The 25,793-nt window shown below is 43.7% G+C and carries 15 protein-coding genes; 13 read left to right on the top strand and 2 right to left on the bottom strand.

What is annotated here, in order from left to right:
* The first annotated feature begins 29 nt into the window (after window positions 1-29).
* The 7 genes from NSQ66_RS25710 (at window position 30) to NSQ66_RS25680 (ending at window position 14,846) form a co-directional block, all read left to right on the top strand.
* The gene (locus tag NSQ66_RS25710; RefSeq protein WP_076098812.1) at window positions 30-1,187 is read left to right on the top strand and encodes a glycoside hydrolase family 88 protein; all 1,158 of its coding nucleotides are present in this window, start codon (window positions 30-32) and stop codon (window positions 1,185-1,187) included.
* 5 nt (window positions 1,188-1,192) lie between these two features.
* Window positions 1,193-2,563, top strand: coding sequence for a glycoside hydrolase family 28 protein (locus tag NSQ66_RS25705; protein WP_076098811.1), 1,371 nt, complete (start codon window positions 1,193-1,195; stop codon window positions 2,561-2,563).
* A 75-nt stretch (window positions 2,564-2,638) separates the two neighbouring features.
* Complete coding sequence (locus NSQ66_RS25700; protein WP_076098810.1) at window positions 2,639-4,225, top strand: glycoside hydrolase family 43 protein; 1,587 nt, start codon at window positions 2,639-2,641, stop codon at window positions 4,223-4,225.
* 80 nt (window positions 4,226-4,305) lie between these two features.
* A complete protein-coding gene (locus tag NSQ66_RS25695; RefSeq protein ID WP_076141808.1) occupies window positions 4,306-11,682 on the top strand; it encodes a pectinesterase family protein in 7,377 nt (2,458 codons plus the stop codon).
* A gap of 208 nt (window positions 11,683-11,890) precedes the next feature.
* The gene (locus NSQ66_RS25690) at window positions 11,891-12,817 is read left to right on the top strand and encodes a DMT family transporter (RefSeq protein ID WP_038574850.1); all 927 of its coding nucleotides are present in this window, start codon (window positions 11,891-11,893) and stop codon (window positions 12,815-12,817) included.
* A 162-nt stretch (window positions 12,818-12,979) separates the two neighbouring features.
* On the top strand, window positions 12,980-13,768 hold the full coding sequence (locus tag NSQ66_RS25685; RefSeq protein WP_076141807.1) for an isocitrate lyase/phosphoenolpyruvate mutase family protein: 789 nt from the start codon (window positions 12,980-12,982) through the stop codon (window positions 13,766-13,768).
* A 7-nt stretch (window positions 13,769-13,775) separates the two neighbouring features.
* Window positions 13,776-14,846 carry a trifunctional transcriptional activator/DNA repair protein Ada/methylated-DNA--[protein]-cysteine S-methyltransferase gene (locus tag NSQ66_RS25680; RefSeq protein ID WP_036685413.1) on the top strand — a complete coding sequence of 357 codons (1,071 nt, stop codon included), beginning with the start codon at window positions 13,776-13,778 and terminating at the stop codon, window positions 14,844-14,846.
* Between the two features lie 38 nt (window positions 14,847-14,884).
* Here the strand turns inward: NSQ66_RS25680 and NSQ66_RS25675 are convergent, their stop codons facing one another.
* Together NSQ66_RS25675 and NSQ66_RS25670 are read right to left on the bottom strand one after the other, a co-directional pair.
* Entirely contained in the window at window positions 14,885-15,550 is a 666-nt protein-coding gene (locus NSQ66_RS25675; RefSeq protein WP_076141806.1) for a TetR/AcrR family transcriptional regulator, read from the bottom strand.
* Window positions 15,543-16,745, bottom strand: coding sequence for an MFS transporter (locus NSQ66_RS25670; RefSeq protein WP_038573237.1), 1,203 nt, complete (start codon window positions 16,743-16,745; stop codon window positions 15,543-15,545). Before NSQ66_RS25670 ends, NSQ66_RS25675 begins: the two co-directional genes overlap by 8 nt.
* Window positions 16,746-17,006: 261 nt before the next feature.
* Between NSQ66_RS25670 and NSQ66_RS25665 the strand changes: the two genes are divergently transcribed.
* From NSQ66_RS25665 to NSQ66_RS25640, 6 genes are all read left to right on the top strand, one after another.
* Window positions 17,007-18,545: a response regulator gene (locus tag NSQ66_RS25665; RefSeq protein ID WP_076141805.1), complete on the top strand. Its 1,539-nt coding sequence runs from the start codon at window positions 17,007-17,009 to the stop codon at window positions 18,543-18,545.
* A gap of 19 nt (window positions 18,546-18,564) precedes the next feature.
* Entirely contained in the window at window positions 18,565-20,367 is a 1,803-nt protein-coding gene (locus NSQ66_RS25660; protein WP_036685623.1) for a sensor histidine kinase, read from the top strand.
* A gap of 17 nt (window positions 20,368-20,384) precedes the next feature.
* The gene (locus tag NSQ66_RS25655; protein ID WP_038573235.1) at window positions 20,385-21,920 is read left to right on the top strand and encodes a response regulator; all 1,536 of its coding nucleotides are present in this window, start codon (window positions 20,385-20,387) and stop codon (window positions 21,918-21,920) included.
* A 115-nt stretch (window positions 21,921-22,035) separates the two neighbouring features.
* Window positions 22,036-23,742, top strand: a complete 1,707-nt coding sequence (locus NSQ66_RS25650; protein ID WP_076098804.1) for a sugar ABC transporter substrate-binding protein — start codon at window positions 22,036-22,038, stop codon at window positions 23,740-23,742.
* A gap of 84 nt (window positions 23,743-23,826) precedes the next feature.
* A complete protein-coding gene (locus tag NSQ66_RS25645) occupies window positions 23,827-24,795 on the top strand; it encodes an ABC transporter permease subunit (protein ID WP_076098803.1) in 969 nt (322 codons plus the stop codon).
* A gap of 59 nt (window positions 24,796-24,854) precedes the next feature.
* Window positions 24,855-25,757, top strand: coding sequence for a carbohydrate ABC transporter permease (locus NSQ66_RS25640; protein WP_076098843.1), 903 nt, complete (start codon window positions 24,855-24,857; stop codon window positions 25,755-25,757).
* Window positions 25,758-25,793: the final 36 nt, after the last annotated feature.

Here is a 25,793-nt window from a genome sequence, read left to right as displayed (position 1 = left end):
GACCATATCTATTCAAACAGGAGGAAAAAATGAAAGACAACAATGCACTTAGGAGTATGGGCTGGGGTGTTCGAATTGCAGATTCGATTATGGAGCGAACGCCAAGATTATATGAGGATAACGGATATCATGGAAAATGGTCTTATGATTATGGAGTCATCTTGAAGGGTTTTGAGCTGCTGTGGAGACAGACCGGGCAGGTTAAATATTATCAATTCATCAAAGATAATATGGATTATTTTATTGAGGAAGACGGCTCTGTGAAGGGGTATCGCCTGAGCGAACATAATATTGATCACTTAAATAACGGGAAGATCCTGTTTGTGCTCCATAAAGAAACTGGGTTAGCGAAATATAAAATGGCAGCAGATTTATTAAGAAAGCAGATAACAACGCATCCTCGAACCTCGGAAGGTGCGTTTTGGCATAAGAATGTATATCCTTATCAGATTTGGCTGGATGGCTTGTATATGGGCTCTCCTTTCTATCTGGAGTATTTACTTGAGTATGAAGGCGGCAAGGGTCTGGACGATGTGACCCGGCAATTTATTCTGTGCGAGCGTCATACCAAGGATACTGAGACGGGTCTCCTGTTTCACGCATGGGATGAAAAGCGGGTACAGCCGTGGTGCGATCCTGAAACGGGGTTGTCTCCGAACTTTTGGGGGCGTTCGCTGGGCTGGTATGTGATGGCGCTAGTGGATGTACTCGGCATGCTCCCTAAGGAACACGCGGATTACGAGATCTTGGCACGTATTCTGACAGATACGCTGACAGCGCTTCGTCAGGTTCAGGATGCTGATGCCGGAGTCTGGTATCAGGTTGTAAACATGGGCGGCCGTAAAGGCAATTATTTGGAGGCTTCTGCCTCAAGTATGATCACCTATGCAATGGCTAAGGGCATTCGGATTGGTGTACTGGATGCTAGTTGGTTCGAGACACTTGACCGTGCTTATCAAGGCCTTATTACTGAATTTGTGCTGGAAACCAAAAATGGCTGGGTTAACCTGAATAAAAACTGCCAGGTCGCTGGACTCGGTGGTGAAGACCGGAGAGATGGTACTTACACCTATTATATCAGTGAACCGATTGTTACCAATGATCAGAAGGGGCTTGGCGCATTCCTCCTGGCTTGCGGAGAATATGAATATTTGCAGCGTCCTGCCGTGACGAAAGGGAGCGAGTGAAGCGCATGTCTATCTACAATATAAATGACTACGGAGCACATCCTAATAGTGCAGAGCCTTCAACGGAAGCGATAGCCCGTGCCATTCATGCGGCAAGCGAGGCAGGGGGAGGAACAGTTTATGTTCCTTCCGGGCACTATCAGACAGGCGCTATCTTCATGAAAAGCAATATTGAGCTACAGCTTAGTCCTGGAGCTGAGCTTAGCTTCAGCTCTGATCCTAACGATTATCCGGTGGTGAGTTCCCGCTGGGAGGGCGTGAAACAGAACGTCCATGCTTCATGTATTTTTGGAATAAATCTAGAGAATGTATCGGTTACAGGTGCAGGCAAGCTGGATGGAAGGGGCGCACCTTGGTGGGATAAACATCGGAATTCTCCTGATTCACTGCTGTATCCCCGCCCGAAGCTTATCAGCTTCGACAACTGCCGTAGAGTTACGCTCAGAGATCTGACACTCGTAAACTCCCCAAGCTGGACTGTGAATCCTATTTGTTGCCAGGATGTTACGATTGATAATCTGTCGATCTATAATCCGGCGGATTCGCCTAATACAGACGGCATTGACCCAGAATCCTGTGTGAATGTCCGCATCAGCAACTGCAATATCGATGTGGGTGATGACTGCATCGCCATTAAAGCAGGGACGGAGGATACGAAGGAGCGGGTTGCGTGTGAGAATATCACGATAACTAACTGCACGATGATTCATGGTCACGGCGGTGTGGTGCTGGGAAGCGAAATGAGCGGAGATATCCGTAATATCGTGATCAGCAATTGCGTGTTCAAGCAGACAGACCGCGGAATTCGGCTGAAGTCCAGACGCGGGCGCGGAGGTGTTGTCGAAGATATTCGTGTCAGTAATATCGTGATGGAGGACGTGATCTGTCCGTTTATTCTTAATCTTTATTATTTCTGCGGACCACGTGGTAAGGACAAATACGTATGGGACAAGAATCCTTATCCGGTGACGGAGGAGACCCCCTGCTTCCGACGGATTCATTTTGCTAATATTACTGCTCGGAATGTTCACGCTGCTGCAGGTTTTCTTTACGGCCTTGCGGAGCAATACATTTCAGAAATTACCTTTTCCGATATTGATATTTCCATGGCAGAGAATGCAATCCCTGGTCGTCCAGCCATGATGTCAGGAATCCAGGATATGAACAACCGTGGGTTCTATCTTGGCAACGTAAGAGATATCCGCTTCCGCCAAGTGACGATCGAGAATCATGAGGGACCGGCTTTTTATATTGAAAATGGAGAAACGGTAGATATCACCGGTTGCCAATCGAGAAACACCCGTAAAGTGGAAGAATTAGTACAGCAGGTGACCGTTATCCCGTCACAGGAAGATCTAAGTGAGCAGACAGACTGATAATTGAACAGGATAGACTGCAGATTTGCTTAGGGTGAAGGGTGCGGATGTATGGAAATAGGAAGGAGTATGAAGATGATTACAGATAATATTCAGACTGGAATTATTCACAATCCCATATTAAAAGGCTTCAATCCTGACCCTTGTATTGTAAGAGCGGGGGAGATGTATTATATTGCTGTTTCTTCTTTTGAATGGCTGCCCGGTGTAAGGGTGTATCAATCAGCGGACTTAGCAGACTGGGAGCATTGCACAGATATTCTGACTCATCAGGTGGATCTGCGGGGAAATCCGAAAAATTGCAGTATCTGGGCTCCACAGCTTAGCTATTATGACGGTTTGTTTTATCTGATTTATACCGATGTTAAGAGCACTAAAAGGCCTTTTAAAGATTGTCATAACTATCTGATCACTGCGGAGGATATTGAGGGACCTTGGTCTGACCCGGTATACCTGAATAGCAGCGGGTTTGATCCATCTCTGTACCATGATGAGGATGGGCGCAAATGGCTGCTGAATGAGCTGTGGGATTACCGGATTACGGAAGGCAACAAGTCCTGCGGAATTGTAATTCAGGAGTACGATCCAGAGCAATGCCAATTAATAGGTGAACCTGTGAAAATCTTTGATTGCACGCCGCTGAAGAAGACGGAAGCGCCGCATATTTACAAGCGGGGAGGTTATTACTACTTAATTACGGCAGAAGGTGGCACTGGATCGGGGCATGCCGTAACCGTAGCGCGCTCCAAGGCGCTGCTGGGTCCGTATGAGGTGGATCCGCTCAATCCGATGTTGACCTCACGGGATAATCCCGAGCTGCCGCTTCAATGTGCCGGCCATGGAAGTCTGGTAGAGACACCAGAAGGTGAATGGTATATGGCCCATTTGTGTACCCGCCCCCTGGAAGGCGAATACGCCATACTGGGGAGAGAGACTGCCGTTCAGCAGGTGCACTGGAATGAGGAGGGCTGGTTAAGACTAACCTCAGGCGGAAATGCGCCACAGCTCAAGGTACCAGCACCTAAAGGAACGAAGGTCCTGAAACAAGTGCGGACGCTTGAATTCGAGGATGATTTTAACGGCCCGGAATTGAAAAAGAACTGGAATACACTGCGGATTCCTAGGAATGAAAGCTGGTGTTCCCTTGCTGAAAGACCGGGCTGGTTAAGAATCAGGGCCGGGGAATCCGTGCAGAGTCTGTTTGAGCATCATATTCTGGCTATTCGCCAGACGGATATAAGCTTCCGCGCCGAAACAGCGCTTGAATATGAACCGAATACTTATCTGCAGATGGCAGGACTACTGTTATACCTGAATGAAGATAACTATCTTTATGCGTATATCAGCCATGAAGAAGGACGTGGCAAGGTGCTGCGGTTAATGCGCTGTCAGCGGGATGAATTCACTGCGGAGCCTGTAATGATTGAACTAAATGCAGGGGAGACAGTGCGGATCGCGGTTGAGGTGCAGGAAGTGACTGGGCAATTTGTTTATCTTAAGGGTGACGATACGGAGTGGAAGCCACTTGGCGATCCGCAGAATATCAGCTTTTTATCGGGAGGCTTCACTGGGAACTTTGTTGGCATTGCGGCGCATGATATGCAGCAGTTCGGTGGCAGCAGTGCTGATTTCGCATATTTCCGTTATCAGGGCAAGGAATAATACACACGGCTTTACTAAGGAAGGGGTTGCTCTGAGGACAGGGCCCCCTTCTTATTCCAATAGATATTAGGAGGTCTTGTATGAAGAAAAAATGGTTATCTGGGGCGCTGGTCGCGAGTCTTCTTGCAACATGTATGCCATTTGGTGGTGTCGAGGCCGCTTCTTTGGAAGCGCTTCCTGCCTTTCCGGGTGCGGAAGGCGGCGGCAAATATGTAACCGGCGGAAGAGCTCAACCTGTGTATGAAGTGACGACGTTGGCTGATTATGGTATCAAGGAAACTCCGATCCCCGGCTCCTTCCGCGATGCGGTAAGTCAAAGTAATCGGACCATTGTTTTTCGAGTGGGGGGAACCATCCATCTGAAGGAATCCCTCAAGATTACCGGCTCAAATCTGACGATTGCCGGGCAAACGGCTCCAGGTGACGGAATTACAATTGCCGACTACACAACCTCTGTTGAAGCTGACAATATTATTATGCGCTATATGCGTTTCCGGTTAGGCGACCGGGTAGCTAGTGAAGATGATGCTTTTGGATCAAGGTACCATAAGGATCTCATTATCGATCATAGCTCATTCAGCTGGTCGGTGGATGAAGTGGTCAGTCTGTATGACAACGAGAATACTACCGTACAATGGTCGATATCCGCTGAAAGTATGCTGATGACGACTCACCAGAAGGGACGTCACGGCTACGGAGGAATCTGGGGTGGGAAAAATGCCAGTTTCCTTCACAATCTGATTGCTCATAGCACCAGCCGCAACCCCCGTTTGCCGACGGTGACCAAATTGGTGGACCTGACGGAAATGTCTAATAACGTTATCTATAACTGGGGATTCGCTTCGACCTATGGTGGGGGAGCAGAAGATTATCGATATAATATCACTAACAATTATTATAAAAATGGTCCAAACACCTACACCAGTGTAAAAAATCAATTGTTTGGGGAAGTGTCTCCAGAAACCCGGTTGTTTATAGATGGGAACATCATGGATGGTAATCCGAAGGTTACCGAAGACAACTGGAAGGGTGTGCAAAAGTATTCGAATATCTCTAAGCTTGCGGAGCCGGCAAAGATGCCTAACCCATATACGGCAGTGTCGGCGGAGGAAGCCTACGCAAATGTAATGGCTGATGCTGGTGCCACTTTGCCAAGACGTGATGCTTACGATGCGCGTGTCATTAATGATGTGAAGAATCGCACTGGACAGCATATTAATTCACCTATTGAAATAGGCGGTTACCCAGACTATACAGAGACAGCTTCCAATGTAATCGACATGGATCATGACGGTATGGATGATAGCTGGGAGATTGCTAATGGACTAGATCCTACCGATCCTGAGGATGGCAAGAAGTCGACGTTATCTTCGGAGGGATATACAAATTTAGAAGTGTATCTGAATGATCTCATTGTGTTAGGGAAATCAGGGTATGAGCATACGGACAATCCTGTAACCGCTATCAATTATCCTGTGAATAACCAAATCATAGAGTCAGGCAGCGAGGTGAATGTTACAGCTTCTGCCAGTGATAGCGATGGTATTGCTAAGGTGGAATTTATCGTTAATGGTGTGAAGCAAGACGAAGCTACCACAGCACCTTATAGTTTCAATTGGAACAATGTGCAGGATGGTACCTATTATCTTGTTGTTCAGGCTATAGACAATAAAGGGCTTAAGACACAATCCGATAACGTAGCTATACATGTCAACACCTCTGGATCCGTTCTTCCGTGGACTTCAGTGGATGTTGGTGGTCCAGGGATAGCGGGAGTGACTACACTTCATCCAGATAGCGGGAAAATTACGCTCAAATCGGCTGGACTTATCGGAGCTACATCGGAGAGCGAAACTGCTGTTGATAACTTTCAGTTTGCTTATCAAACCCTGACAGGCAATGGTGAAATTATTGCTAGAATCGACTCCGTAACGGGAACTGACGATTATGCCAAAGCAGGTGTCATGATTCGTGATAATCTCAATGACAATTCTAAAATGACGATGCTGGCAATCCCTTATGTCAAATATGGCAAGAAGGGAGTTATGATTACCCGCTCCACCACAGGAGCCAAGGTGGTAAAAACAGAACCGGACAGTTTCATCAATACACCTTATTGGGTGAAGCTGGTTCGTCTTGGTAACGAAGTGACAGGTCTGGTATCGCCGGATAAAGTAACATGGAGCAAGGTAGGCACGGTGAAGCTTGACCTGAATGATACGGTTTATTTTGGTCTTGCAGCCGATGCTGCTAAGGTAGATAACGAGGTTAATCGTTATAATGCGTCTGTCTTCAGTGAGGTGGAGCTGAAACCGCTTAGTGATCAGTTTCCTGCCGCACCCCGTGGACTTACAGCCACAGCCGGTGAAGAGAAAGTGAAGTTGAATTGGGAGGACGTTGCTTCTGCCAAGTCGTATAGTGTTAAACGTAGCGAGGTTTCCGGCGGTCCCTACAAAACGATTAATACTGAAATTAAAGATAGCTTGTATACTGATTCCGGACTCAGCTCCGGAAAAACTTATTATTACGTGGTCAGCGCGGTGAATGAGCTTGGTGAAAGCTTTGATTCCGATGAGGCCAGCGCTACAGCTGAAGGTGAAGCAGGTAATGTCTATTATGTGGATGAAGACTTCGAGCAGGTTGCCGTAGGTGTGACACCAGAGTATTATGATGTAACTCCAAATCCACAGACTGAAATTCAAAAGGTTATTGTATCTCCCACACCGTCTGACAGTAAAGGGAATACGTCAGATCAAGTGTTGAATGTGTTCGATGGTGCGAACGGCAGCGTGCAGTTTATCCGTAAATTTGCGCCAATTACAGGTGCACTGGTTATTGACACTGACTTTATGTTTGCGACAGAATCGGGAACCTCGGTGTTCCTGCAGGCCCAGAGTACAGATGGAAGCAAAACGGCATTCTCCATTGAGAGCAGAAAGCCAACGCTTCCTGAAGCTACAGGTAAATATACGCTAACCATGAGCAGGGGGAGCAGCCAGTATCATCAACTGATGAGCTCTTATTCCCTAAAACAATGGTACAACCTGAAGCTAAAGGTGGATGTGAACAACGATAAAGTGGATGTATATATCGATGATCAGCCTGCTGGCTCTTTTCCGTTCACAACCACGAATTTCGCCAGCTACGGCATTGGGCGTATCTTGTCCAAGACACCGGGCGGCGGCTCAGGAAATTATTACTTAGACAATTTAAAGATCTATGTTGAGCCCATTGAAACACCGCTTGGACTGACTGGGCTTCCAGGAAACCAAGCAGCCCAGCTATCATGGCCTGCTCTTGAAGGCGCAACTTCCTACAATGTTAAGAGAAGTCTTAAGAGCGGGGGGCCTTATGAGACTATTGCCAATGCTATTACAGAGACATCATATATTGATAATGAAGTTACCAACGAAACTACCTATTATTATGTTATCTCGGCGACGGCGCCCACTGGTGAATCGGGAAATTCCAATGAAATTAGTATTACCCCATCCGCTTTGGCGGTGAAATTGCCTGCGCCAGAATCGTTTGCGGCTGTAAGTCGGAATGCACAACTGGATCTCAGTTGGAAAGCTGTGGAGAATGCAGCCAGCTACAGCATCAAGAAGTGGAATGAGACTTCAGGTAGCTATGAACTCGTGGCAAAAGAAATCACCGGCACAACTTACCGCGTCGGAGGTTTGGCCAACGGGCAAACCTACCGTTACGTCGTAGCTGCAACAAATGTGGCCGGGGAGGGAAAAGAATCAGCGCCTGTTGAAGCTACTCCGCAATCTCCTTTGGGAACACCTGTCGTTTCCACGGAAGCTGGTGACAGTGTAATGAAACTAAGCTGGCTAGCGATTGAGGAGGCGAGCCAGTACATTGTCAAACGTGCCTCATCGGCGAATGGTCCTTATGAAGTGCTCGGGTCTGATTTATCAGACACAAGCTTTACTGATGCTGGGCTCGTAAACGGAACACCGTATTATTACAAAGTCAAAGCAATAAGCGGTACCCGTAGTAGTCTAGATTCAGCTGCTACTCCAGCGGTTCCATACAAGAATTCCGGCCAGCCGCAGGCTCCACAAGGAGTTAGCGTTGAGCCTGGCAACACTGATATCCATCTGACTTGGAATGTAGCTGATGGAGCTAGCAGCTATCAAATTCTACGCTCGGAGAGCGGTGGCAGCTATGCGGTCGTGGCCGACGGCATCGAAGCAACAGATTATACCGATAAAGGCTTGAGCAACGGGACTGCCTATCAATATGCGGTAATCGCCATCGGTGATAAGGGTGCCAGTCTTCCATCCGAGGTGGTCAAGGGAATTCCAGCTCCTGTCATTATTGTTGCTCAGAATGGGACAGGAGATTATAAAACGATTAATGACGCTATTCAAGCAGCACCTGATAATAGTGCCCTAACCACGATTATTAAAGTGAAGAACGGCACGTATAAGGAGAAGGTGCTTGTACCTTCTAGTAAGATGAATATTAGTATCATCGGTGAGAGCCGGGAAGGTACCGTACTTATTAACGGTGACTCCGCGAAAACCATTGGCTCAGATGGTAAAGAAATGGGCACCAGCGGCAGCTATACATTAAAGGTTGCGGCAACTGATTTCACACTGGAGAACATGACGGTTGAGAACAGTGCTGGGCGGGATGCCGGTCAGGCAGTCGCTTTATATGCTGAAGGAGACCGGGGAGTGTACAGAAATGTTAAACTTCTTGGATATCAGGATACCCTGTTCGCAGACAAGGGAAGAGCTTATTTCGTCGACAGCCATATTGAAGGTACAGTGGACTTTATCTTTGGTAATTCCGCTGCTGTATTCGAGAATAATGTGATTCAAAGTGCGGGTGCTGGTTATGTTACTGCGCCTTCCACGGCAACGGGTAAGCCTGGTTATGTGTTCATCAATAATCGACTAACTGCCAGTGAGGGCGTTGCTGCTGGAACCGTTGATTTGGGCCGGCCATGGAGAGAATATGGCAGCTCTACCTTCATTAACACGGAGATGGGAGCTCATATTCGTGCTACTGGCTGGCATGAATGGTATGAAGGTCGTTCCAAAACTGCACGGTTCTCTGAGTTTTTAAGTTACGGAGAGGGGGCTAATGCAGCTTCACGTTACAACTGGTCCAAACAATTAACAGCAGAAGAGGCAGCTGCCTATACGATTGAAGCTGTGCTTGGTGGAAGTGATGGCTGGAATCCACAGCAATCCAAGATCTTAGTGGATCAAGAGCAGATACCTGCGGTACAAGTCTCTTCAATTACTGTAACGGGTAAAGATGGAATTAGCAGCATTGAGTCGAAGGGCGGTGCCTTGCAGCTGCAAGCCTCTGTGCTTCCAGAGAATGCGACGAATCCTAAAGTTATCTGGACGGTAACTGAAGCAGATGGGATAACCTCTACGGATAAAGCGGTTATTAATGAGAAGGGCTTGCTGACAGCTAGAAAGAACGGTAGCGTACAAGTAACTGCGCGAGCTCTAGATGGAAGTGGAGTATCCGGAAGCCTAGAGATTAATATCAGCGGACAAGATGAGATTGCCCGTAATCTGCCCGCTGCAACGCTGAACGGACCGGTCACAGTGGTGGCAGGACAGGATTTCACTTACCGTGTAGGGCTTACAAATGTTACTACCTCCGTCTACAAGGAAGTGTATGCTGTAGACTTTACCATGGCATATGACGTATCTGGTGTGGAATTCATATCCGCTCAGACCTTGCCAGACGGATTCAGCATCACTCATATTAATGAGGACAGCCCAGGTCTAATAACAGTTAGTGTAGCTGGAACGGAGGCAGGAAATATCCTGACCGATGATGCGGAATTCTTTGAAATCATCTTCAAAGCGAAGAAGACAAATCGTGAAATCGCCGTGCCGCTTGGATTTATTTCTTTCCGAGGATCCAACACAGATGTTGATTTTGACATCCTGCATGAGGCACAATCGGTTGTTCATGTCATTCCTATATCCGTCATGGAGATAAAAGTCTCCTCCAAAGATAATGTGAGCGAAATCAAGTCAGGGCAAACCCTGCAAATGGCAGCTGTAATCCTGCCGGACCATGCATCCGATCCAGCAGTGACCTGGTCAGTAGTGAATGAGGATGGATCAGCTACTGAGCGAGCAACTATTACGGATACCGGCTTGCTCACTGCAATTGCAGCAGGCAAAGTAACGGTGAGAGCGACAGCTAAAGATGACTCCGGTGTTGTAGGTACGATGTCCATTGAGATTAAGGCAGAATCGCAGGTTTCAGAATCGGGCGGTACTTCATCTTCAACGACAGTCAAACCAGTGAAACAACCGGAACCAACTGTGAACGCAGATGGAGTTACTCTTTCCGTGACAGCGGATGTGAATGGTAAAGCTATTGCAGAGGTATCCTCGACGATTCTGCAACAAGCAATTGGCTCAATGCAGAATGGAGTATTGAGAATCACAGTGAAGCCATCCTCTGCCAGCTCGGTGGTTGAACTGACCTTGCCAGCTCGTGAGTTGGCTGGAGCGGGAGCAAAAGCAATTCAACTTTTGGAAATAGACATGGGATTGTCTACGTTCCGAATAAATGCTGACCTGCTTCTTGCGATGGCAGGATCTGACGCCGCAAGCGTTAAGCTTGTAGTTGGCAAAGTTGACGCGAAGACACTGTCGCTTCAGACGGATGTCGGGGATATTTATGAGTTTAAGTTCTTTGTTGATGGCAAACAGTTTGACAGCTTTGGGCGTGGACTGAAGGTTGAACGGGATTACAAACCAAAGACAACTTCAGGTGTAGAACAAATAGTAGCCTACCAAATCCGTGAAGACGGGACTGTAGAGGTGGTTAGAAACTCCCAGTTTAATCCGACAACTGGCAAGATCATCTTCAGACCAGACAATTCCAGCAGATTCGTAGTAGGATATGCGGAAAATTCCTTTAAGGATATCGCTGGACTAGGGTGGGCACAAAATAGCATTCAAGCCCTTGCCGCCAGAGATATTCTGAATGGCACCGGAGATCATAACTTCGGGCCACAGCTGAATGTAACTCGGGCGCAGTTCCTGAAGATGCTGATGCTTGCACTAGAGCTGGAGGAAGGTAGTGCGGCAAGTACATTTAAGGATATTTCGCTGGATGCTTGGTACTACAGCTCCGTTGCTGCTGCTCAGAAGCTAGGAATTATTCAGGGCAGATCTGATGGAACCTTCGGTGCTAATGAAACAATTAGCCGTGAGGAAATGGCGTTGATGGCTTATCGTGCAGCACAACTCGCCAAACTTACGGTCGTGGGAGTGGACCAGCCAGTGAGTTTCAATGATGCCGCTGACGTTTCATCCTACGCTCGTGAGGCTGTACAATTCATGAGCGGAGCAAAGATTATTCAAGGTGTAGGCAAAGATAACTTTGCACCTAAAGCCAAGACAACTCGTGCTCAGGCAGCTGTTATTGTCTATCGATTGTTCCAGCTAAATCCTTAAATTTCAAGTTGACACCCTGTGTGATTTATCATATTATGATTGGAGTTGTTATAAGTAAATAAACCAAACTCTATCCAGTGGATGGAGTGGCGGAATTTTGTCAAAGATGTATTCTTTGGTTTCAATCGCCCCTTGTCATTTCGATGACAAGGGGCTTTATTATGTTAATGAGCTTGCTCAAGAGAAAGGGAAGAGGTTTACGATGAATATGAAGTTATTCAAATATGCTTTACTAGTTTTTTTAGGCGCTTGTAGTTATGGCTCGCTTTCTACAATCGTCAAGCTTGGAATGAACGATGGCTTTAGAATGAAACAATTGGTAGGATCACAATACTTTTTTGGATGGTGTATGCTGCTCTTGCTGGTCTTATTATTTTCCCGAAAGAAATTAGGGCTAAAAACAGGCGGAAAATTATTAGCCGCTGGGATCACCATCAGTTTAACTGGCATATTTTATGGCTTCGCCGTTGAACAATTACCTGCTTCGATTGCGATTGTACTGTTATTCCAATTTACTTGGATCGGTGTAATTCTGGAGGCGGTTGTAGATCGAAAACTTCCTAGTCGGGAAAAAGTGATTTCGATGGTTATCCTTCTAATTGGTACGGTATTAGCGGGGGGCATCCTTGAGCCGAGTGTAGGTGGAATCACGACCACTGGTGTGGTTTTTGGCTTAATGTCAGCCGTGTCGTTTGCCTTCTATATTTTTGTGAGTGGAAGAGTAGCTACGCAGGTACCTGCCGTTAATAAAAGCTTGTATATGACCACTAGTGCAATGGTTATTATTATGACTGTTTTTTCTCCTTCGTTTTTATATGACGGTGCGATTACCGATGGGCTTTGGAAATACGGCCTACCTCTAGGTTTGTTGGGCATCGTAATTCCAGTTCTGTTCTTTTCGATCGGGGTTCCGAAGCTGGGTTCAGGTCTAGGCGCGATTTTAGGGGCAGCGGAGTTACCGGCAGCTGTAGTAGCCTCCGTGTTAGTTCTGCAAGAAGAGGTATCATTACTTCGCTGGATCGGGATTATCGTAGTTCTGATCGGGATCGCAGCTCCACAAATCCTACCGATGGGGACAGGGGAAAAGTCATCCAAACTATCACCAAAACAATCACTCCGTAAGGTAGAACTTTAATCGGCAAACTGACATCGATGGTATGATCTGATCCTGAGAGGATTAGATTATCTATCGGTGTTTTTTTTGTGAAAAAAAAGATTGGTGTTAATTTTTCTGGTATCGATAATGGATGTCTAATATATAGTGGTTCTATTCTTAACTAAATGGAGATGACCACTTATGAACAGTAAAAACTATGACTATTTTAAAACGCTGCATGATCAAAAAAATCCACTGATCCTGTACAACTGCTGGGATGTAGCCTCAGCTAAAGCAATAGAGCAAGCTGGATCAAAGGCGGTAGCAACTAGCAGCTATTCCATGGCGGAAGCGTGGGGATATTCGGATGGTGAACAGCTTACATTTGAGCTTATGCTTTGGATGATTTCAAAGATTGCCGAACGAGTAGCGGTTCCATTGACCGTAGACATCGAAGGTGGATATGCTGTAGATGAGGATACTTTAGCGCATAACATGGAGCAGTTATTTCAATTAGACATCTGTGGTATCAATTTTGAAGATCAGATTGTAAATCATCCTAACAATGAACTATGGGAGACCAGCGAACAAAGCCGTAGGATCAAAACCATACAACAAGTAGCCTCCAAACTGCAAAAGCGTGTGTTTATTAACGCTAGAACGGATATTTTTTTCAAGGATAAGGAACATTCGATGGATCTAGTGAATCAAGCTATAGAACGTACCTATGCTTATGCTGACGCTGGAGCGGATGGGATTTTTATACCGGGGCTCGCTGATCCAAGCTTGATTGAACAATTTGTCAAAAAATCGCCACTGCCTGTGAATATCATGGTTATGGACGGTATGCTTTCAAATCATGAATTGCAAAAAATTGGCGTGAAACGTATTAGCTATGGCCCGCGTAGTTTCTTTCAGGCACAACATAATCTTCAGGAAAATGCCCGGCAAACGCTTGATGCCTCAGGACTTTATTTAGAAATGAGCTAACCATACTATGATAACTAATGAGCAGGATATCAATAAATATTATAAGATGCTGGTCGAGAAAAACTCGAATTATGAGGGCGTATTTTTTGTAGGAGTGAAAACAACGGGGATCATGTGTAGGCCAACTTGTCCCGCTAAAAAGCCATTAAAAGAAAATTGTGAGTTTTTTGCTACAGCCAAGGAAGCCTTATTAGCATCATATAGACCATGTAAAAGGTGTCAGCCGTTATCCAATCCAACAAAAATGTCTCCTGAAGTAAAGCTGCTTGTAGAAGCTATTGAGAGCAATCCGGAACGAAAATGGACAGATAAAGATTTTGATGAGCTGTCTATTAGTGCAAACACGGCACGCCGCCAATTTAAGAAACAATTCGGGATGACCTTTATCGAATATGCACGTTCTAGACGTTTAGGACTGGCATTCAAACATATTAGGAATGGGGATTCAATCATTAACGCACAACTGGAAAGCGGGTACGATTCGAGCAATGGGTTTAGGGATGCCTTTTCACGAACGATGGGGACTGTCCCGAATCATTCCAAGCAGATTAAAGTGCTGTACTGTACTTGGATAGAAACGATATTGGGTTCCATGCTGGCCATCTCCAATGAAGAGAGTCTTTTACTGCTGGAATTTGTGGATCGCAAGGGTCTTGAAAATGAAATCAAAAGATTACGCACTCGCTTAAATGCAACTATATTACCTGAAAAGGTAGCCGTCCTTCACCAAATTGAGGAGGAATTGAAGCTGTATTTCACAGGTGAACTTACGGAATTTACAACGCCGGTTCGTTATCTGGGCTCAGACTTTCAGCAAAAGGTGTGGAATGAACTCCGGAAAATACCTCTGGGACAGACAGCTTCTTATAAGGAGCTTGCAGAGAAAATCAATAATCCCTCTGCTTGCCGCGCTGTAGCAAGGGCGAATGGTACCAATCAACTCTCAATCTTGGTTCCATGTCATCGAGTGATAAACAGCAATGGTGAATTGGGTGGCTATGGAGGCGGGCTTGCCAGAAAAGAATGGTTAATCAAACATGAGTCTAACCGCTCCTTAAATCAGAATAATTTCATTTAAACTACTTCTCTCTATTACGTAGAATGTGATGGATCCCCTTACTTCAAGGCAGGAGATTCATCACTTTCTGTACTTAAATACTGAACTAACATGTCCACAAATCGGTTAGCAATTTGAATATCCTGAAGTTCGTTTTTGAAATCGTCTTTGGAAATCAGGCTCATTTTCTGTAATAAACCCATCATAGACGTGAAGATGAAATGAGCAGTGGATAAGGGTTCTGTATCAAATTTTAACGATCCATCTTTAACTCCGGCCTCCAGAGCATCCATTAAGAAATGTCGTTCTTTTCCCCGCATCACAAAATCTTTGTACTTTTCTTTGAGTTCTTTACTGTAATCATAGGCTTCAAAATGCAAATCGAATAGAAGAATGAATTTGATGTAACCTGGGTGTTGCCGGGCATAATCAATCCAAGCATTAAGCATCGAAGCAAGCATTTGCTTACCATTCATTTCAATTGAAGAAGGTGCGCTTCTAACAAATTGCGTCATGCTCTCCAGAATTTCCATCTGGACCTCAAAAATCAGTTCGTTCATGGACTGGAAATGCTTATAAAAGGTAACCCGGCTTACACCAGCCACGTCGCAGACATCCTTAATATTAACTTTGAGAAAGCTTTGCTTCATAAAAAGATCCTTCGCCGCAGCAATTAATTCTTCCCGGTTTTTGTTTTTTAAATTCTGGTGCCAGTTCTCAGTCATGGGCGACACTCCTTTCTTGCTCTTTTTTTGGTTTTTGTAAGGTGATGAAAAAGGCAGATGCCAGGATAATTGCCCCAAAAATATAGGGAATATTAATATGTTTGTCAAACATCAATCCCGCTAAAATGGGTCCAAGTATGTTTCCTATACTGGTGTACGTTGTATTTAATCCGGCAGCATATCCTTGCCGATCGCCAGCTGAATTGGCAATCAATGTACTTACTGTGGGGCGCAAAAAAGCATTAAAAGCAAAAAATAAACCTGATACAACTAATAAATAACCTAAATTGATCTTGAATATCATCAACAATAAGGTTATAGCGGTCATCACCAATGATATACGTATAAGCTTTATCTCGCCAAGTCTCTTAATCAGATGATCAAGCAGCCAGATCTGCACAATAATGCCTATAATAGCACCAACCGTAATAATGATTGAGATTTTCGTTGCATCAAAACCGTATTTTTGTTCCACAAAAAGGGCGTACACCGTTTCATAATTCATCAGACCAAATGTCATGATCAGAATGAGCAGAAGATAGCGGAAATAGGACGTCCGGAATGAATTTACGATTTGATTACGAATGGATTCCCGAGGGTCCTGTTTGTTAACGGATTTCCGTTTTTCCTTTGGTAGTGTCTCTGGCATATAAAAACAAAGTATCGTAGCGATAAGCCCAAGTCCACCCGCAAAAAAATAAGGCACCCGTATGCCAAACCCAGCGATAATCCCGCCTAACCCTGGACCAAGTACCATACCCAAATTCATGGAAGCCCCCAAGTACCCCATACCTTTTGCACGGGTTTCATGGGTGGTGATATCAGCGACATAGGCCATATTGGAAGGGACCATGATTCCGATACCTATACCCCCAATAAATCTAGCGATGTAAAGTAGGGGCAATGTCGTAGATACAGCAAATATCAGATCTGAAAGGACGGTTAAAAACATTCCGGAAATGATCATTGATTTTCGGCCCCATTTATCCGAAAGCTGTCCCCCTATAGGTGAAAAAATAAACTGTGCTGCTCCAAAAGCCGCAATAAGATATCCGGCGGCAGCCCCTGACGCATTAAACAGTTTCAGATATTCAGGTAGAATGGGAATGACCATACCTTGCCCCAATAAGGCGATAAATAGATTCAACATCAGAATGAAAAGTGGAAATCTAGCAGACTTAGATAAGCTGCTCATATCATAGCCCTCCCATATAGTTTACACTGTGTAAAGGTTTACTCGATGTAAACTATAATAATGGAATGATGGGCCCTTGTAAAGGTGTGTCTGAAATTTAGGATACGCTGTTTTTAGTATGTTTTTTCAAGTAAAAAAAGTACTGTTTTAAACAAAAGAAGGAAAATTTATGAATTCACATCATTATCCAAGTATGATAGCATGATCTATATATTTTGGTGTAAAGCGCGGGCTTATCTTAATAAGATTGGAGCGAACATCATGCTTAAGGTTCTGATCGTGGACGATGAACCCTGGGTTCTTGAGGGGCTAAGGACGATGATCGACTGGGGAAAATTCGGTTATGAAGTTTGTGGTGAAGCTCAAAACGGCACGGATGCGATGAGGCTTATCCAGGAGAATAAACCGGAACTGGTTCTTACGGATATTAATATGCCTGTAATTAACGGTCTTGAGCTTATTACAAAGTTGAATGAGGTGATGGAGAAACCTCCTAAATTTGTGATTTTGTCTGGATATGATGATTTCAAGTATGCACGTACGGCATTGCGCCAGCGGGTAAATGAATATTTATTAAAACCCATTGATGATGAAGAAATAGAGGCTTTATTAAGCAGGATCACTCCAATAATCCAAAATGAAATCGCTTCCAATGAGGAGTTTGATAAAAAGCAATTTTTTATCGTAAATAATATCATCAACCGCCTGATCCAAGGGGAGTATAACGAAAATTTAGAGCTTCTAACCCGAAACACCTTGAAGCTTCAAGCGGATGCAGAGGTAATGTGTATTCTTATCGAACCCGCCTCCTCTATGAATCCATTCCAACCGCAGATAAGTGATTATTTTTCCGAGGAACACTTCTGCTTCTTTCAAGACGGATCGGGAAGAGCGGGGATCATTCTTCAGTCTGCTTCTATCGGCAATGAGAGCCTGGAGACTATCGTCAACCAGATGCATTCAGATCTCACTGAACAATCACAGGAGCTGGTCTTTCTAGCACTTAGCAGCAGAATGGTCGGGGTGAGCTCTATTCGAGAGATTTATAGGCAGGCACTTGAGGTATGGAAACGAAAAACGCACCAGCAGAAAAGAGGGGTCTTTTATTATAGTGAGCTTAGGAACCTGAAAAAGGAAGAACCTCATGAGGATCATTTCAGACAGCTGCTGCATAAGGTCCAAACGAATGATACAGAACAGATCCAGCCTTGTGTAAAAGAAGCGTTCACTGCTTTCGTCGAGAATCTGCTGACCCTTGAAGTTGTAAAAGCAAAAGTGGCCCATTTAGAGCTTACGATCTGTAGAATTATAGCTCAAATGAATGGAGACCCGGATACGATTATGATTAAGCTGCAGCAAGAATACGGAAATCTAGGTGAACTCAGTGATTATTTTATAATAAGCCGTTATGTACAAAGTCTGTGTGAACGTGCTGCCGTCTATCTGTCTGAATTAGAGCAGCAGAATGAACGAAATACGATTTACAAGGTTATTCAGTATGTGGATCGTGAATTTCGGAATAAATTAAAGCTTCAGGATTTGGCACAACAATTTCATATTAATTCTACCTATTTGGGACAACTGTTTAGAAAGCAAACGGGTCAGGGCTTTAGTGAATACCTAAATGCTAAACGGATTGAAGAGGCGAAAAGTCTGCTGAAACGAACACAGCTAAAGATATCGGATATAGCGGTGCAGGTGGGATTCTCTAACACTGATTATTTTATAGATAAGTTTAAGTTGCTTGTAGGGGTAGTACCATCCGTGTATAAAAATGAGAATAAGAACCAACAGCTCTAGGGGAAGCAAGGTGTTTCATATGGAGAGAAAAAAATTCAGATTTAGAAAAGTAGTGAATGATATTCCCTTGAATTATAAATTTTCCCTTATTTATATCATAGGTGTTCTTCTCCCTATCATTATTATTAACCTTGTTTTTTTGGATCGGATTTCCGATCTGATCAAATCCAGAGAGCAGCAGAACCTGGAGATATCTTTAGAAAGAGCCCGAAAGGACATTCATGATTTCATTGAAGGTGGGGTAGCTGTCAGCTATACGCTTTCTGCCGATAAGAACCTGTATGAATTGCTTGAGCGGACGTATGGGAACTCTATTGAATTTTATGACACTTTTGATGAACAGCTGAGAGACCGCATGAACAGCTATATGCCGGTGAATAATCAGATTGAACGGATTACTGTATTTACGAACAATGATTCCATTGTTTCCGGCAGCAACTATCAGGTCATCAATGAAAAGGTAATGAATAGTGAATGGTATAAGCAGTCGAAGGCTGCGGATAAACATCTGTTTCTTGCCGCTTATCATATGAGTGATACCTCTAGTGTGATTTCTACAGCGCCTTATTTGAGTGTTATTGAGCGAATGGACGCTTACAGCTCATACAATAAGTTTGAAAAGCTGCTTAGAATTGATTTGGATCTCAGTAAAATATATGACGTGATTATCAGAGAAAAAGATTACTTGAGTCTTTATTTAGTTAACGAGCAGGACGAGATTATTATGTCTGCACAAAGCGGCTATCAAAGAGGCACCGCGGAACCTTATCCCGTGTTCAAGCTGCAGGATGATGAGCGCAAGGAGGACGTTCATATTGTACCCGTCGGCGGAGCTAGTTATATAAAGGGCTGGCGGATAATAGGAATTACACAAGGTGAGCGTATTACCCAAGCGATAATGGAGATTCGGATTTATGCAGGGATTCTGGCGTCCATTGTCACGCTAATCACAACCGCTTTTTTATATGTGATGTTAAGATCCTATAATTATCGGGTGAAACGGTTATCCAGACATATGCAGAAAGTATCCAATGAGAAATTTGAGCTGATTCGAATCGATGAAGGCCAGGATGAGATCGGGGGACTGATCCGTAATTTTAACAGGATGACCACTACCATTAATTCCTTGATCAATGATGTATATAAACTGGAGATTCAAAAAAATAATCTGGAGATGGAAAGAGTAAGAGCTGAACTGAATTTTCTGCAAAGCCAGATGAATCCGCATTTTCTGTTTAATACGTTAAATGCCATTTTGGTGGTCTGTACTAAAAATAATTATTCGGATGTTACAGATATTATTAAGAGTTTATCCAAATTACTTAGACGGCTGCTGAGCTGGAAAGAAGATCTCGTCACTCTGGAAGAAGAAATGACTTTCATCGAGATGTATTTAAAAATTGAAAAATTCCGGTTCCGGGATAAATTTGATTATCAATTTGAGATCGATGAGCAGTCGCTTCAATATAAGATTCCCAAGCTAAGCATGCAGCCGCTCGTTGAGAATTCCTGCAAACATGGTCTACAGGCCATAGAGGGACTTGGTGTGATAAAAGTGAAGACGTTAGTGGAGGAGGGACGCTTAAAAGTTACCGTCTCTGATAACGGTAAAGGGATAGAGCCAGAGAAGCTGCAAGAATTATTAGGTAATGTGCAAAATGAGGCGTCTTCGGGAACGAATATCGGAATCCGCAACGTGTACCGCCGATTAGAATTGTATTATGAAGATCAGGTCCGTTTTGATATCAGCAGCGTTCCGGATGAAGGGACCATTGTCACTTTTGATATTCCATTAAAACTCCTGGAACGGAAGAATAGCTAGAAAGTGAGGGACCCCCTATGAAATACAAAGTATTGTTGATCGATGATGAGCCTAGTGCGCTTGAAGCGATGCAGCTATGGATTGATTGGCAGGAGCTTGGCTTTGAGGTATGTGGAACCTCCAGCAATGGCAAAGAGGGGCTGGAGTTAATGAAACAGCTCGAACCAGATCTTGTAATTACGGATGTTAATATGCCGCTAATGAATGGGCTGGAGATGGTCGCAGCTTGGCAACGAGCTGAGATTAAGGAGATTAAGTTTGCCATACTAAGTGGTTATAGTGAGTTTGAATATGCCAAGACAGCTATACACTATGGAATTAATCATTATCTGATGAAGCCAGTGTTTCCAGAAGAAGCGGCAGAAGAATTACTGGAGATTTATCAGGAGCTGGAGCAGGAAGCTCAGAAGCGCAGTTTAAATCAAATAGCCTCCGCGGAGGAGGCTGTTTCTCTCCTGAAAGGAATACTGCATGAGAAAGCTGAGCAGTCGAATCAGGAGGTACTTAACCGATTATCGGAAGGGAAAAGCCATTGGAATATTTGTCTGATACAGACAGAGCCGGTTTTATATACAGAGATCAGAGAGCAAGCCTCAGCCCTCCTAACCGATAAAGATTCGATGTTTCTGATGGATCTGGAGAGTCATTGTTTTGGAATCGTATACGGATACAATTCATTGTCCACTGAGGGAGCTGTGATCGATCAGATCGCAACTCCCTTGCTGAATGAACACCCTAAACAAGCTTTGTATATTGCAGCTGGCGCTGGCGTAGGCTCCTTGCTTCAGATCGGGAACAGTTACCGAACGGCGAAAGAAGCATTAATGTATTATTTTTATTATCCTGAAAATGCAGAGGTCCTGAGTTATCAAGAGATTAAGGATAGTCCCTTCAGTTATCATTATGATCAAATTCAACTGATGGATGACTTGATAAGACCTATTAATACGCTGGACTCCGCAGATTTTAGCCAAGCTGTGAACTCGGCAGCCCGCAGTTTCCGTGAGCAGCGCATCGCTCCAGAGGTTGTGAAGAAAATTGTTATTCATATGATGTATAAGATTATTGAGTTTACCTCGGAAGCCAGTGAAGTCCATGAGTCCTCCTTATCTAATCAAATTAGAATTCCCGCGATGTTAGACTCAATGATCACCTTGACGGACTTAATGCGTAATTTGCTATTCTGCGGCGAGGCCAGTATTGACATCCTTCTTAAGGAACAAAACCTAAGATCACAGGGGATTGTTCAGGAGATTAACAATTATATTGAAGAGCATTTTCGCGAATGTCTTACTATTAAGAGGCTATCAGAGGTGTTTTTCCTGCACCCAGTATATCTGGGCCAATTATTGATCAAGAAGAACGGAATTAATTTCAATGAACAGCTGCATAACCTCCGAATAAAAGAGGCAGTACATTTACTTCAACAAAATAAGTTGAAAAATAGTGAAATCGCTGAGAAAGTGGGCTATGGAAATTATAGTCAATTCCTCAAGCAATTTGAAAAAAAGCTGCATATGAGTCCTAACGAATTTAAAAACACTAATACCTAAACTTTTTGGGGGTACATCTTTAATTCTGGCGTATTTTCAGAAGATTATCACCTCTATAATTTAACTTGTAAGGGCTTACAACATTGTTACACCAACAAATATATGGAGGTGCTTTATGGGGGGCAAGTTAATATCCAAATGGAAACTTAGTCTGATTGCTGTGTTATCCCTAAGCTTTACCTTAGCAGGGTGCGGAGGAAATAACAGCAACAATACGACGGCTAAGGGGGAAGACAAACCAGCAGAAACAGCCACTTCAACTGCAGCAGGAACAGATTCTGATAAGATTGAACCTTTCGAAATTAGTATCTTTCTTGGAGAAGCAGGCCAGCAACCAACACCAGATAATAAAATTTATAAAATGATTAAAGAAAAAACAGGCGCCTCATTCAATTTCGAATTCTTGGCAGGAGATCTTAAACAGAAGCTTGGCGTTATGATTGCCGGTTCGGATTATCCAGATCTAATGAGTTCTAATACCCAACTGACGGCAGCAGGTGCATTTATTCCTCTCGAGGACTTGATTGAAGAACACGCTCCAAATTTGAAAGCGCATTACGCAGCTTACTGGAACATGATGAAGGATCCAAATGATGGACATATTTATACACTTCCAAACTATGGTGCGTATAACGGTGATGTGAATTCAACCTATTACTCTGGCCCAGCTTTCTGGATTCAGAAAGCTGTACTTAAAGATGCTGGCTATCCAGTGGTTAAAACTTTGGATGAGTATTTCGATCTTATCGTTAAGTATAAAGAGAAGAATCCAACCATTGATGGACAACCAACAGTTGGGTTTGAGATTCATAACAAAGACTGGAGAAACTGGGGATTGTTTAATGCTCCTCAGCATCTGATCGGGCATCCTAATGATGGCGGAGTAGTGGTTAATGATAACGTGGCAGAAGTCTTTGCGGATAAAGACTATGCTAAGCAGTACTACAAGAAGCTTAATGATATGAATGCATTGGGTATTATTGATAAAGAAGCATTTACAATGGATTATGACCAATATTTAGCTAAATTGTCCAGCGGAGCCGTTCTGGGAATGTTTGATCAGCACTGGAACTTTGGTAAAGCAGAAGATTCACTCAAGACACAAGAGAAAGATATGAGAACTTATGTAGGTCTGCCTCTTGTGTATGATACCAACACCAAAGATTATTATCTGGATCGCCCTGCGCTTAACTTGAATAATGGATTCGGGATCACTGTCAATGCTAAGGATCCAGTGAGAATCCTTAAACTGATGGACACATTGATTCAAGAAGATTGGCAAAGAACTCTCACTTGGGGTATTGAAGGCGAAGATTATATTGTGGAAAACGGCCGCTTTATGAGAACCCAAGAACAACGGGATAACGCAGTTGATGCTACATGGAAGCTGAGTAACAAAGCAGAAGCTTGGTATGCTACCGCTCCGAAAATGCAAGGGTACTTTGCAGACGGTAACTCAACGGATGCGGCAGCCCAACCAGAAGAATATAAGGCAGGATTGGAAGCGTTTGACAAGGAAGTCCTCGACGCATATGGATTCAACAGTTATGTAGATTTCTTCAGTAAGCCTGGACCGAACCCAGTAGCTTACCCTGCTTGGTCCATAGATCTTGTTGAAAATTCTCCAGCAAAAATTGCCGATACGAAGATGGGAGAAGTTAAAACCAAGTTCTTGCCAAAAGCAATCTTGGCTAGTCCTTCCGATTTCGATAAAGTTTGGGCTGAATTTGTTAAAGAACTTAATAAAGCGGATATCAAAGCCTACGAAGACAGAATCAATGAACAGCTTAAATGGAGATTTGATACTTGGAGTGTTAAATAGTTAGAGCTTGCTTAAAAATCAGAAAGTGGTGGCTTATTAGCCAACCACTTTCTGAAATATATGGATGATGTGGGGAGAAAATATATGGATGAGATTTTAACGGGAAAAAAAGTTAACCGGCATCCTAAAAGAAAAAAGAAGCAACCGATTACTATGACCTTGATTAAGAATCAGAAACAGCTAATTTGGATGTCGGTTCCATTGCTGCTTTATATTATATTATTTGCTTATGTACCCGTCTGGGGATGGACCATGGCTTTTCAGGATTATAAACCAGCTAAGGCTTTTGGCGAACAAACGTGGGTTGGCTTGAAACACTTCAAGTTTCTATTTACGGACGATACCTTTTTAAGGGTACTGCGAAACACACTGGCTATGGGATTAATTAATTTCTTTCTAGGATTTATAACCGCGATAACATTGGCCTTACTTCTTAATGAAATCAAAAACGTATTTTGGAAAAGAACCGTGCAGACCATATCCTACTTGCCTCACTTCCTCTCTTGGATTATTGTAACAGGGATTGTAGGTGTCTCCCTCTCGGTTAACGACGGGATTATCAACATCGTACTCATGAAATTACATCTTATTGATTCACCGATTCTTTGGTTGAGTGAAGGGAAGTATTTCTGGGGTATTGTGGGTGCTTCAACAGTCTGGAAAGAGGTTGGATGGAGTACTATCATCTACTTGGCTGCTATTGCTTCTATAGATCCAGCTTTATATGAGGCTGCTGAGATTGATGGGGCTAACCGGTACAAAAAAATGTTCAATGTAACATTGCCGGGAATTAGACCAACCATTGTAATCCTGATGATAATGTCCATAGGACATGTACTGGATGTCGGATTTGAGGTTCCGTACTTATTAGGGAACGGGCTTACTGTAGACTGGTCGGATACGATTGATATATTTGTATTGAAATACGGGATTGGGCAAGGGAATTATTCCTTAGCCACTGCGGGTGGTATATTTAAAACAGTCGTAAGTGTAACGTTGCTGCTATTAGCTAACTGGACTTCGAAGCGGCTAGGGGAAGAGAGGCTGTTATAATCATGGAAAAAACTCAATTGATTCCTCAAAAATCTCCAAAAAGCAATGCTGGAAAACGGATGAGAAATTTGGGGTTCGAACCCGTAGTGTTCGGCACCTTCAATACTATATTTATGGTTTGTCTAGTTATTGTTACCTTGTATCCATTCCTGAATACTATAGCAGTCTCCTTTAATGCTGGGAATGATACCATCCGTGGCGGCATTTATCTATGGCCTAGAGAGTGGACCATACAAAACTACAAGGCAGTTTTTGCCTCTGGTACAATTATTCCTGCTTTTTGGATTTCGGTAGCACGAACAGTGATATCTACGATCCTGAATCTATTTTTGACCACAATGCTTGCTTATACTTTAAGCCGGAAAGAATATGTTTTCCGCAAACAGATTACCTTTATTTTCGTCCTAACCATGTATTTTAATGCGGGTCTGATTCCAAACTATTTCCTAATTAAGGATCTTCATTTGATTAATACGTTTTGGGTATATGTAATACCGACTATGATAAGTGCATTTAATATGATCGTCATCCGTACTTACATTGGCGGCTTGCATGAAAGTCTTATGGAATCCGCGAGAATCGACGGTGCAGGGGAATTCAAGATTTTCATGAAAGTAGTTTTCCCTTTGTGTAAGCCTGTTCTTGCTACCATCGCCCTTTTTGTCGCGGTAGGTGCATGGAACTCATGGTTTGATGCTTTTATCTACACTTCTTCCCGCCAACACTTGAGTACATTGCAGTATGAATTAATGAAATTAATATCATCTAGTATGAATGCGAATAGTAACGCAAGTGTAGCTAACGGGGCAGGGGTAACTGCTGAGTCAGCGGGGTCAATGGTTACTCCAAAGTCCATTCGTGCAGCCGTTACTATTGTTGCTTCGGTTCCAATTTTGCTGGTTTATCCATTCATGCAGAAATATTTTGTAGTTGGAATGAACGTAGGAAGCGTGAAGGAATAAGGAGCTTGCAATCACTATTAAGTAATAGGAAGGTTG

It is taken from the genome of Paenibacillus sp. FSL H3-0329 (assembly GCF_037963285.1).
Taxonomy (GTDB): Bacteria; Bacillota; Bacilli; order Paenibacillales; family Paenibacillaceae; genus Paenibacillus_AQ; species Paenibacillus_AQ odorifer.
Note: the sequence above shows the minus strand (reverse complement) of the source record. Positions and strands in the feature narration are given on the sequence as shown.

What these genes read in the sequence shown, in the direction of transcription:
- NSQ66_RS25710 (WP_076098812.1), top strand. Translation starts at nt 30, where the DNA reads ATGAAAGACAACAATGCACTTAGGAGTATGGGCTGGGGTGTTCGAATT.
- NSQ66_RS25705 (WP_076098811.1), top strand. Translation starts at nt 1,193, where the DNA reads ATGTCTATCTACAATATAAATGACTACGGAGCACATCCTAATAGTGCA.
- NSQ66_RS25700 (WP_076098810.1), top strand. Translation starts at nt 2,639, where the DNA reads ATGATTACAGATAATATTCAGACTGGAATTATTCACAATCCCATATTA.
- NSQ66_RS25695 (WP_076141808.1), top strand. Translation starts at nt 4,306, where the DNA reads ATGAAGAAAAAATGGTTATCTGGGGCGCTGGTCGCGAGTCTTCTTGCA.
- NSQ66_RS25690 (WP_038574850.1), top strand. Translation starts at nt 11,891, where the DNA reads ATGAAGTTATTCAAATATGCTTTACTAGTTTTTTTAGGCGCTTGTAGT.
- NSQ66_RS25685 (WP_076141807.1), top strand. Translation starts at nt 12,980, where the DNA reads ATGAACAGTAAAAACTATGACTATTTTAAAACGCTGCATGATCAAAAA.
- NSQ66_RS25680 (WP_036685413.1), top strand. Translation starts at nt 13,776, where the DNA reads ATGATAACTAATGAGCAGGATATCAATAAATATTATAAGATGCTGGTC.
- NSQ66_RS25675 (WP_076141806.1), bottom strand. Translation starts at nt 15,550, where the DNA reads ATGACTGAGAACTGGCACCAGAATTTAAAAAACAAAAACCGGGAAGAA.
- NSQ66_RS25670 (WP_038573237.1), bottom strand. Translation starts at nt 16,745, where the DNA reads ATGAGCAGCTTATCTAAGTCTGCTAGATTTCCACTTTTCATTCTGATG.
- NSQ66_RS25665 (WP_076141805.1), top strand. Translation starts at nt 17,007, where the DNA reads ATGCTTAAGGTTCTGATCGTGGACGATGAACCCTGGGTTCTTGAGGGG.
- NSQ66_RS25660 (WP_036685623.1), top strand. Translation starts at nt 18,565, where the DNA reads ATGGAGAGAAAAAAATTCAGATTTAGAAAAGTAGTGAATGATATTCCC.
- NSQ66_RS25655 (WP_038573235.1), top strand. Translation starts at nt 20,385, where the DNA reads ATGAAATACAAAGTATTGTTGATCGATGATGAGCCTAGTGCGCTTGAA.
- NSQ66_RS25650 (WP_076098804.1), top strand. Translation starts at nt 22,036, where the DNA reads ATGGGGGGCAAGTTAATATCCAAATGGAAACTTAGTCTGATTGCTGTG.
- NSQ66_RS25645 (WP_076098803.1), top strand. Translation starts at nt 23,827, where the DNA reads ATGGATGAGATTTTAACGGGAAAAAAAGTTAACCGGCATCCTAAAAGA.
- NSQ66_RS25640 (WP_076098843.1), top strand. Translation starts at nt 24,855, where the DNA reads ATGAGAAATTTGGGGTTCGAACCCGTAGTGTTCGGCACCTTCAATACT.